Annotated in this window: 12 protein-coding genes and 1 pseudogene; 4 read left to right on the top strand and 9 right to left on the bottom strand. The window is 65.6% G+C overall.

Going from position 1 to position 14,777, the window contains the following annotated elements; translation table 11 throughout:
* Positions 1 to 124: 124 nt before the first annotated feature.
* Together F1735_RS11420 and F1735_RS11415 are read left to right on the top strand one after the other, a co-directional pair.
* Positions 125 to 5,551, top strand: coding sequence for a PAS domain S-box protein (locus F1735_RS11420; protein ID WP_167237038.1), 5,427 nt, complete (start codon positions 125 to 127; stop codon positions 5,549 to 5,551).
* Positions 5,548 to 6,483 carry a GGDEF domain-containing protein gene (locus F1735_RS11415; RefSeq protein WP_167237037.1) on the top strand — a complete coding sequence of 312 codons (936 nt, stop codon included), beginning with the start codon at positions 5,548 to 5,550 and terminating at the stop codon, positions 6,481 to 6,483. Before F1735_RS11420 ends, F1735_RS11415 begins: the two co-directional genes overlap by 4 nt.
* A gap of 68 nt (positions 6,484 to 6,551) precedes the next feature.
* Here the strand turns inward: F1735_RS11415 and F1735_RS11410 are convergent, their stop codons facing one another.
* From F1735_RS11410 to F1735_RS11380, 7 genes are read right to left on the bottom strand one after another with little or no spacing between them, the layout of a single operon-like run.
* Positions 6,552 to 7,043, bottom strand: a complete 492-nt coding sequence (locus F1735_RS11410) for a hypothetical protein (RefSeq protein ID WP_167237036.1) — start codon at positions 7,041 to 7,043, stop codon at positions 6,552 to 6,554.
* On the bottom strand, positions 7,040 to 7,693 hold the full coding sequence (locus F1735_RS11405) for an SMI1/KNR4 family protein (protein ID WP_167237035.1): 654 nt from the start codon (positions 7,691 to 7,693) through the stop codon (positions 7,040 to 7,042). The genes F1735_RS11410 and F1735_RS11405 overlap by 4 nt, the downstream gene beginning before the upstream one ends.
* The gene (locus F1735_RS11400; RefSeq protein WP_167237034.1) at positions 7,690 to 8,289 is read right to left on the bottom strand and encodes a hypothetical protein; all 600 of its coding nucleotides are present in this window, start codon (positions 8,287 to 8,289) and stop codon (positions 7,690 to 7,692) included. The genes F1735_RS11405 and F1735_RS11400 overlap by 4 nt, the downstream gene beginning before the upstream one ends.
* Positions 8,290 to 8,304: 15 nt before the next feature.
* Complete coding sequence (locus F1735_RS11395) at positions 8,305 to 8,754, bottom strand: hypothetical protein (RefSeq protein WP_167237033.1); 450 nt, start codon at positions 8,752 to 8,754, stop codon at positions 8,305 to 8,307.
* A gap of 1 nt (position 8,755) precedes the next feature.
* Positions 8,756 to 9,688, bottom strand: coding sequence for a cysteine synthase A (gene cysK, locus F1735_RS11390; protein ID WP_167237032.1), 933 nt, complete (start codon positions 9,686 to 9,688; stop codon positions 8,756 to 8,758).
* A gap of 28 nt (positions 9,689 to 9,716) precedes the next feature.
* A complete protein-coding gene (locus tag F1735_RS11385; protein ID WP_167237031.1) occupies positions 9,717 to 10,295 on the bottom strand; it encodes an FKBP-type peptidyl-prolyl cis-trans isomerase in 579 nt (192 codons plus the stop codon).
* Between the two features lie 60 nt (positions 10,296 to 10,355).
* The gene (locus tag F1735_RS11380; protein ID WP_167237030.1) at positions 10,356 to 11,207 is read right to left on the bottom strand and encodes a tRNA threonylcarbamoyladenosine dehydratase; all 852 of its coding nucleotides are present in this window, start codon (positions 11,205 to 11,207) and stop codon (positions 10,356 to 10,358) included.
* A gap of 250 nt (positions 11,208 to 11,457) precedes the next feature.
* Between F1735_RS11380 and pdxH the strand changes: the two genes are divergently transcribed.
* Both pdxH and F1735_RS11370 read left to right on the top strand, forming a co-directional pair.
* A complete protein-coding gene (gene pdxH / locus F1735_RS11375) occupies positions 11,458 to 12,672 on the top strand; it encodes a pyridoxamine 5'-phosphate oxidase (protein WP_167237029.1) in 1,215 nt (404 codons plus the stop codon).
* A 50-nt stretch (positions 12,673 to 12,722) separates the two neighbouring features.
* Positions 12,723 to 13,979 carry a class I SAM-dependent methyltransferase gene (locus F1735_RS11370; protein ID WP_167237028.1) on the top strand — a complete coding sequence of 419 codons (1,257 nt, stop codon included), beginning with the start codon at positions 12,723 to 12,725 and terminating at the stop codon, positions 13,977 to 13,979.
* On the opposite strand, the pseudogene F1735_RS36475 reads toward F1735_RS11370, so the two are convergent.
* Positions 13,938 to 14,321, bottom strand: a pseudogene (locus tag F1735_RS36475) (IS481 family transposase); the annotation flags it as partial. The gene F1735_RS11370 and the pseudogene F1735_RS36475 overlap by 42 nt on opposite strands.
* Positions 14,258 to 14,455: a hypothetical protein gene (locus tag F1735_RS11365; protein WP_222852975.1), complete on the bottom strand. Its 198-nt coding sequence runs from the start codon at positions 14,453 to 14,455 to the stop codon at positions 14,258 to 14,260. The pseudogene F1735_RS36475 and the gene F1735_RS11365, both read right to left, overlap by 64 nt.
* Between the last annotated feature and the right edge of the window lie 322 nt (positions 14,456 to 14,777).

Here is a 14,777-nt window from a genome sequence, read left to right as displayed (position 1 = left end):
AAAGACATCTTTGCCGAATGCCGCCGGGGGCGAGGGACGCTGGGGGCCGCTTGCGGCCATCCATGTCGGAAAGGCTCCCGTGTTGACATTCTCACAACTTCAACGATCGCTTGGGGCATTGCTGATGCTGCTGGGCGCTGTCGTGATGGCCGGCTGGGGCCTGCGCCTGCGCGATCTGGTGCAACCGCTGTCCGGCGCGGTCGCGATGGTGTTCAACACGGCGCTGTGTTTCATACTTGCCGGTATCGCCCTCGCGATTTCCGACCGGCAAGCGCCGCTGGCGCGCGCCGTGCGTGGCGCAGCCTGCGCGGCCATGCTGGGCGTGGCCGGCGTGGCCGGCCTGCAAAACCTGATCGGCATCGACCTGCATGTCGACCAGCTGTTCGTCCATGTCTGGCTGACCGACCCCAACCCCCATCCCGGACGCATGTCGCCGCTCGCCTGCGTGGGTTTCTGGCTGGCCGGCGCCTGTCTCCTGCTGCAGGACAGGCAAGGCGCGACGCGCGCCGCCGGCTGGGCCGTCCAGCTGCTGTGCCTGGCGCTGGTATCGCTCGGGATCATCGGCATGACCGGCCACTCGCTCAAGCTGGCGCTGCTCTACGAAGGGTATCAATTCGTCGGGATGGCGCCGCACACGGCGTTCGGCATTCTGTTGCTGGGCAGTGCGCTGTGGCTGCGCTGGTACCGCAGCGTCAAGGAGAGCGGCTTCAGGCGCGAGCGCGGCGACCAGCGCATTACCGCGATCGCCACGATCATCCTGCTCTCGATGGCGCTGACGGCCGGGATGATCAGTTCGGTCCTGTCGGCCCACCGCACCGAGGCGGCCTTGCACCTGAATATGCGGGTGGCGCATTCGAATCGCGCCCAGCTGTTGAACTTCGTGCTGGAAAACACCCGCTTGCAGGCCCGTTCGCTTGCCAGCGACCCTGCCCTGCTCAAGGAATACGCGCGCGCCGCCGGCGCCGGGCCGGCGGCCGATGAGACCGAGCTCGGGAGTCACTTGCTCAGCGACGGCTACTCTTCATTCGCCGCACTCACCGGCAAGGGCACCGCGCTGCTGCGCGCCGGCGCGCCCGCGACCAGCGCGTCCGTCACCTTGCGCATGAACAATGAGCAGGAACTTTCCTGGTCGACCCTGCCCATATTGAAGATAACGGTGCCGGTGACCACGGGAACGAGCGTCATCGGCACCATCCGGGCCGAACGCAATTTGCCCATCGTACAAACCCTGCTGGCCGATGCCGCGCTGCTGGGAAAAAGCGGCGATATTGCGATTTGCGCGGCCAGCGGCAGCGGCCGCATGAATTGCCTGCCGACCCGCCTGCACCCGCGCAGTTTTACCGGGGCGCCCCGGATGCGCGAGGGAAGCAGCCTGCCGATGAGCCTGGCACTCGATGGCCATACCGGACTGGTCGTGGCAAAAGATTACCGGGGATGGATGGTGGTCGCCGCCTACGGGCCGATCGGCGCCACCGGCCTGGGCCTGGTGGTGAAAGAAGACGCCGTCGAATTGTACGAGCCGATCCGCACGCAAATACGGTATATGGTGGCGGTGCTGGCCACACTGTTTATGTGCGGAATGTTTCTTTTGCACTGGCAAGTGTCGCCGCTGATCGCGGCGCTGCTGGCGGCCAAGCAAAAGGCGCGCGCGGGCGAGGGCAAGATCCAGGCTGTGCTCGACAATATGGCCGAGGGTCTGCTGACCATCGACGAGCATGGCCGCATCAAGTCGATCAATCCGGCCGCCGCCGCCATGTTCGGCTATGCCGCGCCGGAGGTGCTCGATAGCGCCCTCGCCGGGCTGATTCCGGCCGGCCCGCCACAGCCGGACAGCGCGCGCGGGATGCAAGTGCATGGCAAACGCAAGGATGGCAGCCTGTTCCCCCTGCACATGACCGTGCGCGAAGCGCTGCACGAAGGGGGACGCCTGTCGGTGGCGATCCTGCGCGACATCAGCGATGAGCGCCGCGCGTCCGAAGTCAGTTCGCGCTTTAGCGCCTTCCTCGACGCCACCCCCAACCTGGTGGCCTTCGTGTCCGCCGAGCGGAGGATTTTGTATCTCAACGGCGCCGGGCGCGGCCTGCTTGGCATTGCCGGGGACGAAGACTGCGGCAGCCTGTCGATGGATCAATTCGCCTGCCCCGGGAGCGCCAGCGCCTATGTGCAGGATGTTTTTCTTGAAGCGTCGCTGGCCGCCTGGCGCGGCGAATTTGCCTTGTGTACGCGCAGCGGCGCCGTGGTCCCCTTCTTGTTTTCGGTGGTGCGTATCGAGCATCTGGAGGGCGAAGCCGGTTCGTACGCGATGGTGGGGGTCGATGTCAGCGAGCGCAAGCGCGCCGAAGACGACCTGCGCAAGACGCTCGAGCGTTTCAACCTGGTCGCGCGCGCCACCAACGATACGGTGTGGGACTGGGACTTCACGACCGACGAGATCTGGTGGAATGCCGGCATTGCGCACACCTTCGGTCACGAGCTGGCCAGCACGGCAACGCCGGCCCAATGGTGGGTCGACCAGATCCATCCGGACGACCGCGATCGGGTCACGCGCGAAGTCGAGCATGAAATCCAGGCGGGCGGCCAGTACTGGACCGGCGAGTACCGCTTCCGCCTGGCGAACGGCACGTTTGCCTATGTCCACGATCGCGGCTACATCATCCACGACGCGCACGGCGCGGCGGTGCGCATGATCGGCGCCATGATGGACATTAGCGAGCGCAAGAATGTCGAAGAACGCATGCGCCAGCTGGAAGAACGTTTTTCCAAGATTTTTAGCATGAGTCCGGTTGCGATTACCGTCAGCAACATCGCCGATGGCGCCTTTTTGGAAGTCAACGATGCGTTTTGCGCACTGATCGGACAGGAACGCAGGGTGCTGCTGACCCGTCCCGCCGCGCCGCTCGATGACTGGTTCGCCCCTGCGGCCCATGCCGCCATGATGGAGCGGCTGCGCCGGGAAGGCTCGCTCAGCGACGTGGAAGCGGCCATGCGCACCGCCGATGGCGCCGTGATCAGCGTGCTGCTGTCGGCCGACGTGGTGGAGCTGTCCGGCGCGCCCCATCTGCTGTGTTTGTACAACGACATCACCCACCGCAAGCGGACTGAAGACCGGCTCAGGTTAAGCGAGGAAAAGTTCCGCTCGATCGTGGAGACCACCAAAGACTGGATATGGTCGCTCGACAGGGACGGCCGCATCCTCTATTCCAACCCGGCGGTCGAGGCCATGCTCGGCCACGCGCCCGAGGAACTGACCGGCAAGGGCATGCTGCGCTACGTCCACCCCGACGAACGGGCCGGCGTCGCCGCCAGGATCTTGCATCTGCAACAGAAAGGCGAAGGGTGGAACAGCTGGCTGATACGCTGGCGCCACCGCGACGGCAGCGATCGCTATCTGGAATCGTCGTCGGTCCCGGTGTTCGACCCCGACGGCGCTTTCCTCGGCTACCGCGGGACCGACCACGACGTCACCGCCATCAAGAAATTTGAAATCCAGTTGCAGGAAGCCAAGCACAAAGCGGAATCGGCGAATGAAGCGAAGAGCGAATTTTTGGCCAACATGAGCCATGAAATCCGCACGCCCATGAATTGCATTATCGGCTTCACGCGGCTGGTGCTGAAAACCTCTCTCTCGGAGCAACAGCGGGAGTACATGACACTGATCGAATCGTCGGCCGACTCCCTGCTGCGCCTGTTAAACGATATCCTCGACTTTTCCAAGATGGAGGCCAAGAAACTTGTTCTGGAGAAAACGGCGTTCGACCTGCGCGAAGAAATCGCCAATGTATTCCGCACCCTGGCGGCGGGCGCGGCGGAAAAGCGCCTGGAACTGGCCTTCGACGTCGCCCCCGAGGTACCGCGCATCATCGTCGCCGACAAGGGCCGGCTGGCGCAGATCCTGATCAACCTGACCAGCAATGCGATCAAGTTCACCGCGCGCGGCGAAGTCGTGCTGACGGTCGCCTTGCAGTCGCAGCATGGCGGGCGCGCCGAACTGCTGCTCGGCGTGCGCGACACGGGTATCGGCATTTCACGCCAGCAGCAGGAGCATATTTTCGAGTCGTTCGTCCAGGCCGACGCCTCCACCACCCGCCAGTACGGCGGTACCGGGCTGGGACTGGCCATCGTCTCCCAGCTGGTGAACCTGATGGACGGCCGGCTGTGGGTCGACAGCGAACCGGGCATGGGCACGCAATTCTATTTCACGGTCTCGGTCCAGCTCGCGCAGCACCCGGCAGCTCTGGAGCTCGGTCCTGGCCACGCCGGCCTGCGGTACAAGCCGGTACTGGTGATCGATGACAACGCCACCTCCGGCCAGATTATCGTCAACCTGCTGCGCAGCTGGAAAATGCTGCCCACCCTGGTGCAAGGCGAGGCCGCCCTGGCCGGCCAACTGCAAGGAGCCGGCGGCGCGCCGGCGGCGCAACCGTTTTGCGCCGCCATCTGCAGCGCGGCGCTGCTCGACGACGGCGCAGTCCTGGCCAGCGCACTTGGCGCCGCCGGGCTGGCGCCGGCATCGGTCATCGTCATGCTGCCGCTGCAGGACGGCGGCGGCGCGCTGCAAGCCTGCGTGGCGGCGGGGGTGACGGAATTTATCAAAAAGCCCGTCAGGCACTCGGAGCTGTTCAACGCCCTGCTGGGGATCGTCCAGGGCAAGGCTGGCGGCCCACTGAGCGCCGCCGTGCAGGCGCAGGGATCGCTTAGCGCGTCGCATGGCGCCTCGCATAGCGCCTCGCATAGCGCCTCGCATAACGCGCAGCCACCCGCGCCGCCCCTGCAACAGCGCTTGCGCGTGCTGGTGGCCGACGACCATCCCATCAACCAGATGCTGATCAGCGAATTGTTGCGCAGCCGGGGGCACGCCTTCAGCGTGGTCGGCAACGGCGTCGAGGTGTTGCGCATACTCGAGCGCGAAGACTTCGATGTCATTCTGATGGATGGCCAGATGCCGGAGATGGACGGCTATCAGACCACCGCCGAAATCCGCCGCCGCGAAGCGCTGAGCGGCGCGCATATCCACATCGTTGCGGTGACCGCGCATGCGATGTCGGGCGACCGCCAGACCTGCCTGGACGCGGGCATGGACGACTACCTGTCGAAACCGATCGAGCCGCTCGACCTGTACGCCTGCCTGGAACGCCCTTGGTCGGCGCTTGCGGCGGCGCCGGACACGGCGCCCCCGCAAGCGGCCGTGGCGCCCGCCGCATCGGTCTTCAACCACGACCTGGCGCTCGAACGCGCACGCGGGAAACGCAATTTGCTGATTCTCATGGCAAGATCCTTCATCGATACCGCACCCGAACTGGTGCGCCAGTTGCACGGCGCCCGCGACCGGCCCGATGTCCTCCTGCTCGAACGCGCGGCGCACCGGGTCAAGGGTGCGGCCGCGACCCTGGCCGGCGAGGCCACAGCGCAGGCTGCGGGAGCGCTCGAAGTGCTGGCGCGCCACGGCAAGCAGGCCAGCCATGAGGAGCTCGACAGTGCGGCACGCCGCCTGGCGCAGTGCATCGATGAACTGGCCGCCACCCTTGCCACGACCCTGGAACTGAACCAATGAAAGTACTTGTCGCCGATGACGATCCGGTCTCTGTCTTCTACCTGCAGGATGTGCTCGCCGAATGGGGCTACGAGGTCGTGGTCGCCACCGACGGCCTGGCCGCCGAAGCGATCCTGCGCCAGGAGGACGGCCCCTTGCTGGCGGTGCTGGACTGGATGATGCCGGGACGGGACGGCATCGACGTCTGCCACAACATCCGCCAGGCCGGCATGGCGCGCTATGTCTACATGATCATGCTGACCTCGCGCACGGAGACCGAATTCATCGTCGCGGCCATGAACGCCGGGGCCGACGACTATATCGCCAAGCCCTTCATCGCCGAAGAAATGCGGGTGCGGGTACGCGCGGGGCGCCGCATCGTCGACCTGGAACATGAATTGCGCAGGCAGGCCACGCGCGACGCCCTGACCGGCATCTTCAACCGTGGCGCGATCCTCGACCTGCTGCAAAAGGACATGGCGCGCCAGGCCAGGGCGTCCAATTGCCTGTCCCTGATCTTTGCCGACCTCGATCACTTCAAGCGCATCAACGACAGCTACGGCCACCTCGCGGGCGACGAGGTGCTGCGCGAAGCGACGCGCCGCATGGCCTCCACGCTGAGAAATTACGACGCGTTCGGGCGTTACGGCGGCGAGGAACTGCTCGCCGTACTGCCCGACTGCGATCCCGAACACGCCCTCTTCGTCGCCGAACGGATGCGCAGCGTCATGGCCGACACCAGCGTGCCGACCGCGTATGGCGTGATCGCCGTCACGGTCAGCATCGGCATCGCCTCGGTGAACGCCGCCAATGCGATGGACATGACCGAACTGCTGCATCGCGCCGACAGCGCCTTGTATGCGGCCAAGATGCAGGGACGCAATTGCGTCATCGCGGCACCCTGGCCCGGGACCGAAAAACAGGCGCCCGATGACGGGATACCGGAACGGTGAAGACCGCGTTCCGAATGGCGAAAATGCACCTTGATGGCGCCGCTTTTGCATTCCGAGCTGCTGATTGCCTAAAACAGGTCCGCGGCCAGGCGCAATTGCTGGTCGGGCCCGCGACCAAGGAAGCAGTCGCGCGCAATGCTGTCGCCATAGGCCACGTTGTAGACCACTTCGGCATACTCCTGGCCGATGTACGACGCGTGGCGGCCGTTGAGCACCAGGCGCGCGGTCTGGCCGGGGGCAAGCCGGATGGCCGAGTTGGACGCGCAACGGCGCGGCTGGCCTTCGGACGGGTCCCATTTCAGGCCGAGCGCCAGCGCGCCATCGTCGCGCGGGGACAGCACCAGGCTGCGCTCCTTGAGCGGAGCATGATCGACCTGTTTTTTTTTCTTCAAGACGGCGGCAAAACCGTCGCGTTCATGCATCAGGTAATACTGGTAGCAATACGCCGCGCCGGCCTGCAACAGCGCAAAGGCGCGTGGCAGCACCGCCCGTTCGTTGGCGCGCGGGGCGCCACGGGTGGCTTTAGTCCAGCGGATGTCGATGACTTGCACGGCGATCATCGCGCGCCTTCCGCCTTCAGGCGCAGGTAGTCGAGGAAGTGGGTGGCGTACGGCCCTACGCTGGCGAGGCTATACACCTCGTCATCTTCTTGCACGATCTCGTACTCGCCGTTGTCGTACAAGCCGAGCAAGCCTTCCAGGAATTGTTCCAGGCTCGCGCCCGCCTGCACGCGCGTGAATTCGCGGCCCCCGAAAGAGATCACCTGGCCGGCGCTGCCGGCTGCATCCGGGTCGAGGTCGATGCCCAGATACGCGCCGCCGCCATCGTCGGCCAGCGGAATCCAGGCCCTGCTGGCGGCGCACTGGCGAATGGTGGCGGGCGGCAGGCAGGTGTAGTCGGCGGCAAAACTGGCGAGTTGCTCATCCGTACACTCAGCGAGGATAGCCGTGTCTCTTTTCCAGTGACGCAGGGCGTCGTCCAGGCTCAGGAATGGCAGCCCGAAGAACAGACCAGGCACGTAGTGGCCGCCCTTGTTGGCACTGCCGTCATGCCAACGGTAAAGCGCGTACACGGATGCTGGCAGCGCCCTGCCGATGGCGCGCTCGAAGGCGTCGATATCGGCCTCGCCGGCGCCCGGATTCAGGTTCGCCGCCATCGTGGGGAAGCGCGATGCGATGCAGGCTTGCAAGCGGTCGAGCAGCTCATTCATTGTGATGCTCCGGTTGGTTCGATCGTGGAAGGTGGAAAGGCGCGGCGGCAGGCTTGGGTCGCCTCGATATCGAGGTCGTCCAGGTACACCGTGCGCGGGCTGTATTCGAACCAGGGCAGCACGGGCGACTGGCGCTTGAGCGTGACTTCGTAGGCCGGTTGGCTGGTGTCGCGGTCTTCAACGACATCGACGTAGCAGCGCAGGCGCGGCGCCAGCTGTTCGGCATGCCGCCCAGTGATCTCGGCCACGGCGCCCATCAGTCCCATCACGCCAACGGTGGCGAACAGCAATTCGGCGATGCCGGGAACCGCTGCAACGGAGCCAAGCAGGTAAGCGAGCACCTTGGGGCGAAGGCGGTAGGCCGACATGCCGAGCACCGCAAAGGCCAGCCAGGCCACAAGCCACAAGAGCGCATTGAGCGCGACGCTCGCCGTGGACAGGCCGAGCGCCAGCGCCCCCACGACCACGACCACGCTGGCGGCGAGCAGCGCCAGCGTGCGGCGCTGCACCAGCGGCGCTTGCCGCGACAGCCACCACGCCGCCACCGGGCTGGCCAAGGGCGTAGCGAGCAGGACGCAGAAAAACAGCCAGAACACGCGGCGTCCGCTGGATCAGCCAGCGTCGTCGGCGACTTCGGGCTGACCGATACCGTCGCGCCGATTTGCAAAGACTTCGTAACGCTCGCCGAACTCAAGTTCGAGCGCCAGGCGCAACAGACCGGGGTAGGCAAACCAGAACTGGCGTCGCTGAAAGTCCTCGAAGACAGCGGCCCCCATTTCCTCTCGATACATTTTCTGATGCCATTGATCCATAGGGCTGCGGTCGATCGCCAGTATGCGTTTCCTGTGCCGCCGGAGCAGCTTGCCCAGCCCGCCGACGTTGTTGACGCGGAAATGCCGCAACTCGCCGATCTCTTCGGCATACCCCGCCTCGGGTTCAAAGTAGTCGTTTTTTGCAGGAAAATGCGTGCGCAGTGCCTTGCGCAGCAACACAGGCGTCAGCGCTTGGGCAGCAACACGCTGCCTGGCGCTCATGCGCAGCGCGCCGCTGTCATTGGGCACCTCAACCCGCCAGGTTGGCAAACAAGGGCGTGGACAAATAGCGTTCGCCGAACGATGGAATCATCGTCACGATCACCTTGCCCGCGTTTTCTGGACGGCGCGCCACTGCGATCGCGGCCCACAGCGCCGCGCCCGACGAAATGCCGACCAGCAGCCCTTCTTCGCGCGCGGCTGCGCGGGCGGTCTCGAAGGCGGCGTCGTTGCTCACGCAAATGACTTCGTCAAAGGCCGCGCGCTTGAGCACCTGCGGCACGAAACCGGCGCCGATGCCCTGGATCGGGTGCGGACCTTTGGTCCCTTTGGACAGCATGGGCGACGCTTCCGGCTCGACCGCGATGGCCTGGAAGCCCGGCTTGCGCGCCTTGAGCACTTCGCCCACGCCGGTGATGGTGCCGCCGGTGCCGACCCCGGCCACCAGAATATCGACCTTGCCGTCGGTGTCGCGCCAGATTTCTTCGGCCGTGGTGCGGCGATGCACATCGGGATTGGCGGGATTGTTGAACTGCTGCGGCATGAAGTAGTTGGGATTGGCGGCCACCAGTTCCTCGGCCACCTTGATGGCGCCTAGCATGCCTTCAGGACCCGGCGTGAGCACCAGCTCGGCGCCGTAGGCGCGCAACAGCATGCGCCGCTCGCTGCTCATGGTCTCGGGCATGACCAGCTTGCAGCGATAGCCGCGCGCCGCGCACACCATGGCCAGCGCGATGCCGGTGTTGCCGCTGGTCGGCTCGACGATGACGGTGTCCGGGCCGATCTTGCCGGCCGCCTCGGCCGCTTCGACCATGGCCAGGCCGATGCGGTCCTTGACGCTGTGGGCCGGGTTGTAGAACTCCAGCTTGGCGAGGATGTCCGCGCCGGCGCCCTGCGCCAGTTTGCGGATCCGGACCAGCGGGGTGTTACCGATTAACTCAGTGACGTCGTTTGCGATTCTCATGCTCACTCTCCCGCTGTCATGGTTGGACTTACTTGACGTTGACAAGTTCCACGTCGAAGATCAGATCGGCATCCGGCGGAATGCCGCCGCCCGGCGCGCCGCGCTTGCCGTAGGCCAGGTAGCTCGGGATGACCAGGGTGCGCTTGCCGCCCACTTTCATGCCGAGCACGCCCTGATCCCAGCCCTTGATCACGCGGCCGGTGCCGAGCACGAATTCGAGCGGCGCCCCGCGCGAGAGCGAAGAGTCGAACTGGCGGCCGCGCTGGCGCGTCGCCATCGGCTTGTACAGCCAGCCGGTGTAATGCACGAACACCTTGCTGCCGGCGCTCGCTTCGGCGCCGCTGCCGACCTTGATGTCGGTGGCGACCAGGGGATCGAGCACCGGCTCGGCCAGCAGCACGGTGCCTGGCGGCGTGGCAGGCTGGGCTTGCGCGGACGGCTGGGCCGCTGGCGCCGGCGTGACCGGGGCCGGCGGCGCGTCAGCGGCGGGCGGCGTGGCCTGGCTCGCCGCCGGCGGCGTCTCGGGTGCGGGCGGCGTCTGGCCGGCGGCCTGGGCCATCGATGCCGCAGCGGCGCACATCAGGAATACGGAAATAGGACGACGCATGAGGTGATCTCTTTCAGTAAGATTCAGTGAACAACGGTCAAACTGGGTAATTCTGCAACGCTATGATAGCAAGGCCTCGGGCGCCTGCACAGAAGGCGCGTCAATTGCACCGTCGGCAAGACGGCGCAGCACGTGGCCGGCAGCCACCATGCCGAAGGTCGCGGTGACCACCATGCTCGAGCCGAAGCCGGCGCAATTGAGGCCGGTGATGCCGTCGCCATCGAGCTCGCAATTCTCGCCTTCGGGCATCCTCAGCGGTTCCATCGAGAACACGGCATCGACGTTGAACTTGGTTTTCAGGCTGCGCGGAAAGCCGTAATCGTTGCGCAAGCGCTTGCGCACCAGTTTCAGCAGCGGCTCCTGTTCGGTCCTGGACAGGTCGCGCAGTTCGATGCGGGTGGGGTCGGTCTTGCCGCCGGCGCTGCCGATGATCACCATCGGCAACTGGTGGTCGCGACAATACGCGATCAGCGCGGCCTTGGCCTTGACGTTGTCGATGGCGTCGACCACGTAGTCGTACTGGTGGGCGCCGATCATCTGGTCGAGGTTGCCGGGATCGATGAACTCTTCGATCAGCTTGACCTTGCAGAAGGGATTGATCTGGGCGATGCGCTCGGCCAGCGCGCCGATCTTGGCCTGGCCGACGGTATCGGTGAGGGCCTGGATCTGGCGGTTGATGTTCGATTCGGCCACGTTGTCGAGGTCGATCAGGGTGAGCTGGCCGATGGCGGAACGGGCCAGCGCCTCGACGATCCAGGAGCCGACCCCGCCGACGCCGATCACGCATACGTGGGCGGAGCGGAAACGCGCCAGCGCGGCATCGCCGTACAGGCGGCCGATGCCGCCGAAGCGGCGCCCGAAGTCGACCTCGTCGGATTCGGAAGGAAGTGAGGGGATAGTAATGGTATGCATGCCGCCATTTTAACGGACGCGGCCCAACAGACTGCTCTAGAATGAGCGATATGTTCCCGATGGCGGTGACGTCACTGCGTCGTTCCCGCGCAGGCGGGAACCCAAGTTCGTTGCGCAGCCAGTGGCGGTTCGATAAAGCTTGGGTTCCCGCCTGCGCGGGAACGACGGTTTTGAGTGTAACGATCGGCTCGAAAGAGCTCATGTCAGCGCCAATGAGGTATTTGCCAACAGCCACAAGCGAGAAATCTCCATGAGCTACGCCCTGCCCGACAGCGCCCCCGGTTTCGACCAGCCGATCGCGGTGCTGAAACACTGTCACGACCGCATCCGCAAACAGCTGGCCACCCTGGAAAAATTGTTGCCGCACCTGGCCAGCCACGGCGCCGACGACGAAGCGCGCCAGGCCGCGCGCGCGGTGATGAAGTATTTCGACCAGGCCGCCCCGCTCCATCACGAAGACGAAGAACAGAACCTGGTGCCGATGCTGCGCAGCACGGCCAGCGGCGCGGACGCCGAGCTGCTGGCCCAGCTCGTGCCCGGCATCCTCGACGAGCACCGCCAGATGGACGGCATGTGGCAAGACCTGCACGAGCAACTGTCCGCCATCGCCGACGGCAGCGCCGCGCTGCTGCGCGAGCACGAGGTGCAGCGCTTCGCCACCATGTACCGCGCCCACATGGAGCGCGAGGAAGGCCATATCGCGCCGATGGCCAAGCGCCTGTTCAGCGCCGCGCAGATGGCGACCCTGGGCCAGGCGATGCAGCAACGGCGCGGCATCGCCCCGAGCGCCCCAGGCGCCACGCTGGCGGCGCAGCCGGCATCGACCGGCGACGCCGTGGCCAGCCTGCGCAAGGATTACGGCCAGGCCAGCCTGAACGAGAGCGACGTGGCGCACGATCCGTTCGTGCAATTTACCACCTGGTTCGAGGAAGCGCTCAAGGCCCAGGTCAACGAGCCGAACGCGATGAGCGTGGCGACCGTGGACGAACAGGGCCGGCCGAGCTCGCGCATCGTGCTGATCAAGCAGTTCGATCCGCGCGGCTTTACCTGGTACACCAACTACAACAGCCAGAAGGGCCGCCAGCTGGCCGCCAACCCGCATGCGGCATTACTGTTCTTTTGGACGGAACTCGAACGCCAGATCCGGATCGAAGGAAGGGTAGAGCGCACTTCTGCGGAAGAAAGCGACAAGTATTTCCACAGCCGTCCGCTGAAAAGCCGGCTGGCCGCGATTGCGTCCGCGCAAAGCGAGCCAATCGCCAATCGTGGCGCGCTGGAACAACACTACGACGCCGTAGCCAAGCAATACGGCGAGGAGCCGCCACGTCCCGACAACTGGGGCGGCTTCCGCCTGCTACCTGAACGCATCGAGTTCTGGCAGGGACGCCGCTCGCGTTTTCACGACCGCATCGTGTACACGCTGCAAAGCGACGGCAGCTGGGCGCGCGAACGGTTGCAACCCTAACCGGCCACTGTGCGCGCACAGCGGCCGGCAAGCATCGTCCGGAGGTGTGCGTGTTCAAGCAGATCAGACTGAAGGCCTGGAGCGAAGGCCTGCGCAGCCAGCCATCGCTTCCTTTGCGGGTAGAGCTGTGGAACGGCCAGCGCTTCGATTTTTCGCCCGATCCGCCGCGCGTGACCGTGCATGTGCCGCGCGCCAGTTCGCTGCGCTACCTGCTGGCGCCATCGCTGTACAAGCTCGGCCGCGCGTATGTGGAAGGCGCGATCGACGTCAGCGGGCGCGCCAGCGACATGATTGCCGTGGTCAATGCGCTGGCCGGCAATGCACTGGCCAACAAGCTGCCCGCACTCGGGCTGGAGCGCCTGCGCGGCGCGCTCGGCGACGCGCTGGCCGGTGCGCTGGGCGGCGGCCACACGCGCAAGCGCGATGCGCAGGCGGTGCGCTATCACTACGATGTGTCCAACGAATTCTACGGCGCCTGGCTCGATCCGGACATGGTGTATTCGTGCGCCTATTTTGAGAACGGCAACGAAACGCTGGCCGAGGCGCAGCTCAGGAAGATCGACCATATCCTCACCAAGATCGGCGTGCGGCCGGGACACCGCCTGCTCGACATCGGTTGCGGCTGGGGCGCGCTGGCCATCCGCGCGGCCCAGCGGCACGGGGCGCGCTGCGTCGGCGTCACCCTGTCCGATAAGCAGGCGCGCCTGGCCCGCGAGCGGGTCGAGCGGGCCGGCCTGACAGGGCAGGTCGAGATCCGCCTGCAGGATTATCGCGATGTCGGCGGCCAGTTCGACCGCATCACCAGCGTGGGCATGTTCGAGCATGTGGGCGTGCGCCAGCTGCCCGCCTACTTTCGGCGCATGGCAACGCTGCTCACGCCCGACGGGGTGGCGATGAACCACGGGCTGACCACGACCAATCCGGACGGCCAGGGGGTGCCGCACGGAGGCGGCGACTTCATCCGCCGGTACGTGTTTCCGCACGGCGAGCTGGCGCACCTGGGCACGGTGGTCAAGGCCATGCAGGAAGGCGGGCTGGAGGTGCGCGATGTGGAAAACCTGCGGCGCCATTACGCGCGCACGTGCGCCCTGTGGACCGACAATTTCGAGGCCAATGCCGAGCGCATCAAAGGCTTGACGGACGCGCGCCGCTTTCGCATCTGGCAGGTGTACCTGGCCGGATGCACGCATGCGTTCACCCATGACTGGATCAGTTTGTACCAGATCGTGTGCGGCAGGGCGGGACGCGATCCGGCCGCGCTGCCATGGTCGCGGCGCTACATGTACGCGCAGGCGACGTGGCGTTGACTCGGCGTCCTCGCCGTACACGCACTGGTACTCTTGGCAGCAGACGCCGCTACGGTCGTCCACCACGCTCAACAGCATCAAGGTCGGCACACCCTTCGACGGATCGAGGCGCAAGAGCGAAAGATGGCGATTGACGGCCGGACGCCGCAGCAGGCCCTTCGGCGCCTTGACCAAGCCCTGCGCCGTCTCCACGCCGTCGTCCTCGATCAGCTCGGTGGCCCGCCCGGTGGAAAGGTGGCGCCCGGCCTTGTTGGTGGTGCGCAGTTTAAGCGCCGCGATCAGCTCGCAATAGCGCTCCAGCTCGGCATGCGGCCACAGTCGCGGCTTGCCGTGGCCGGCGCGGTGCGGCCGGCGCGACTGGTGCCACTCGCCTTCTCGGCCCTCGCGACATCCCGACCGGCGACGCGCAGCGCCTGCTCCTGCAGGGTGAAATCCTGGTCGCTGCTGGAACCGCGGGCATCTCCGTAGAGCGCCATGGCTTGGTTTGTCCCGTTAGGATGTAGACCCTTCAAAGTTAGCATCTCGGAAACATAAAACAACCCTGTTGAGACAGCAAAGATTGACCCGCTCACGTGGTTCGACAGGGTGTACCTGTACGGTACAATCGACTACAGGCAACTCCCGCTTTCGGCCAATTTCCGCCGTTTGTTGACATCCTCCCCGCCCTAAAAGAAGGGGATTCCTACGGCGCCGCGTGATGATCTACGGGTCGCTTCGGTGGGTTCCTGCTTCATCGAGCGGCCTGACTGCGCCGACTCTCCACAGGCTAAGACGCGATGTCCTCGCGCTAAAACATTC

This window comes from Massilia genomosp. 1, assembly GCF_011682185.1.
Classification (GTDB): domain Bacteria; phylum Pseudomonadota; class Gammaproteobacteria; order Burkholderiales; family Burkholderiaceae_D; genus Telluria_A; species Telluria_A rubra.
The sequence above is the reverse complement of the archived record's forward strand: the minus strand, read 5'-3'. Positions and strand labels throughout refer to the sequence as shown.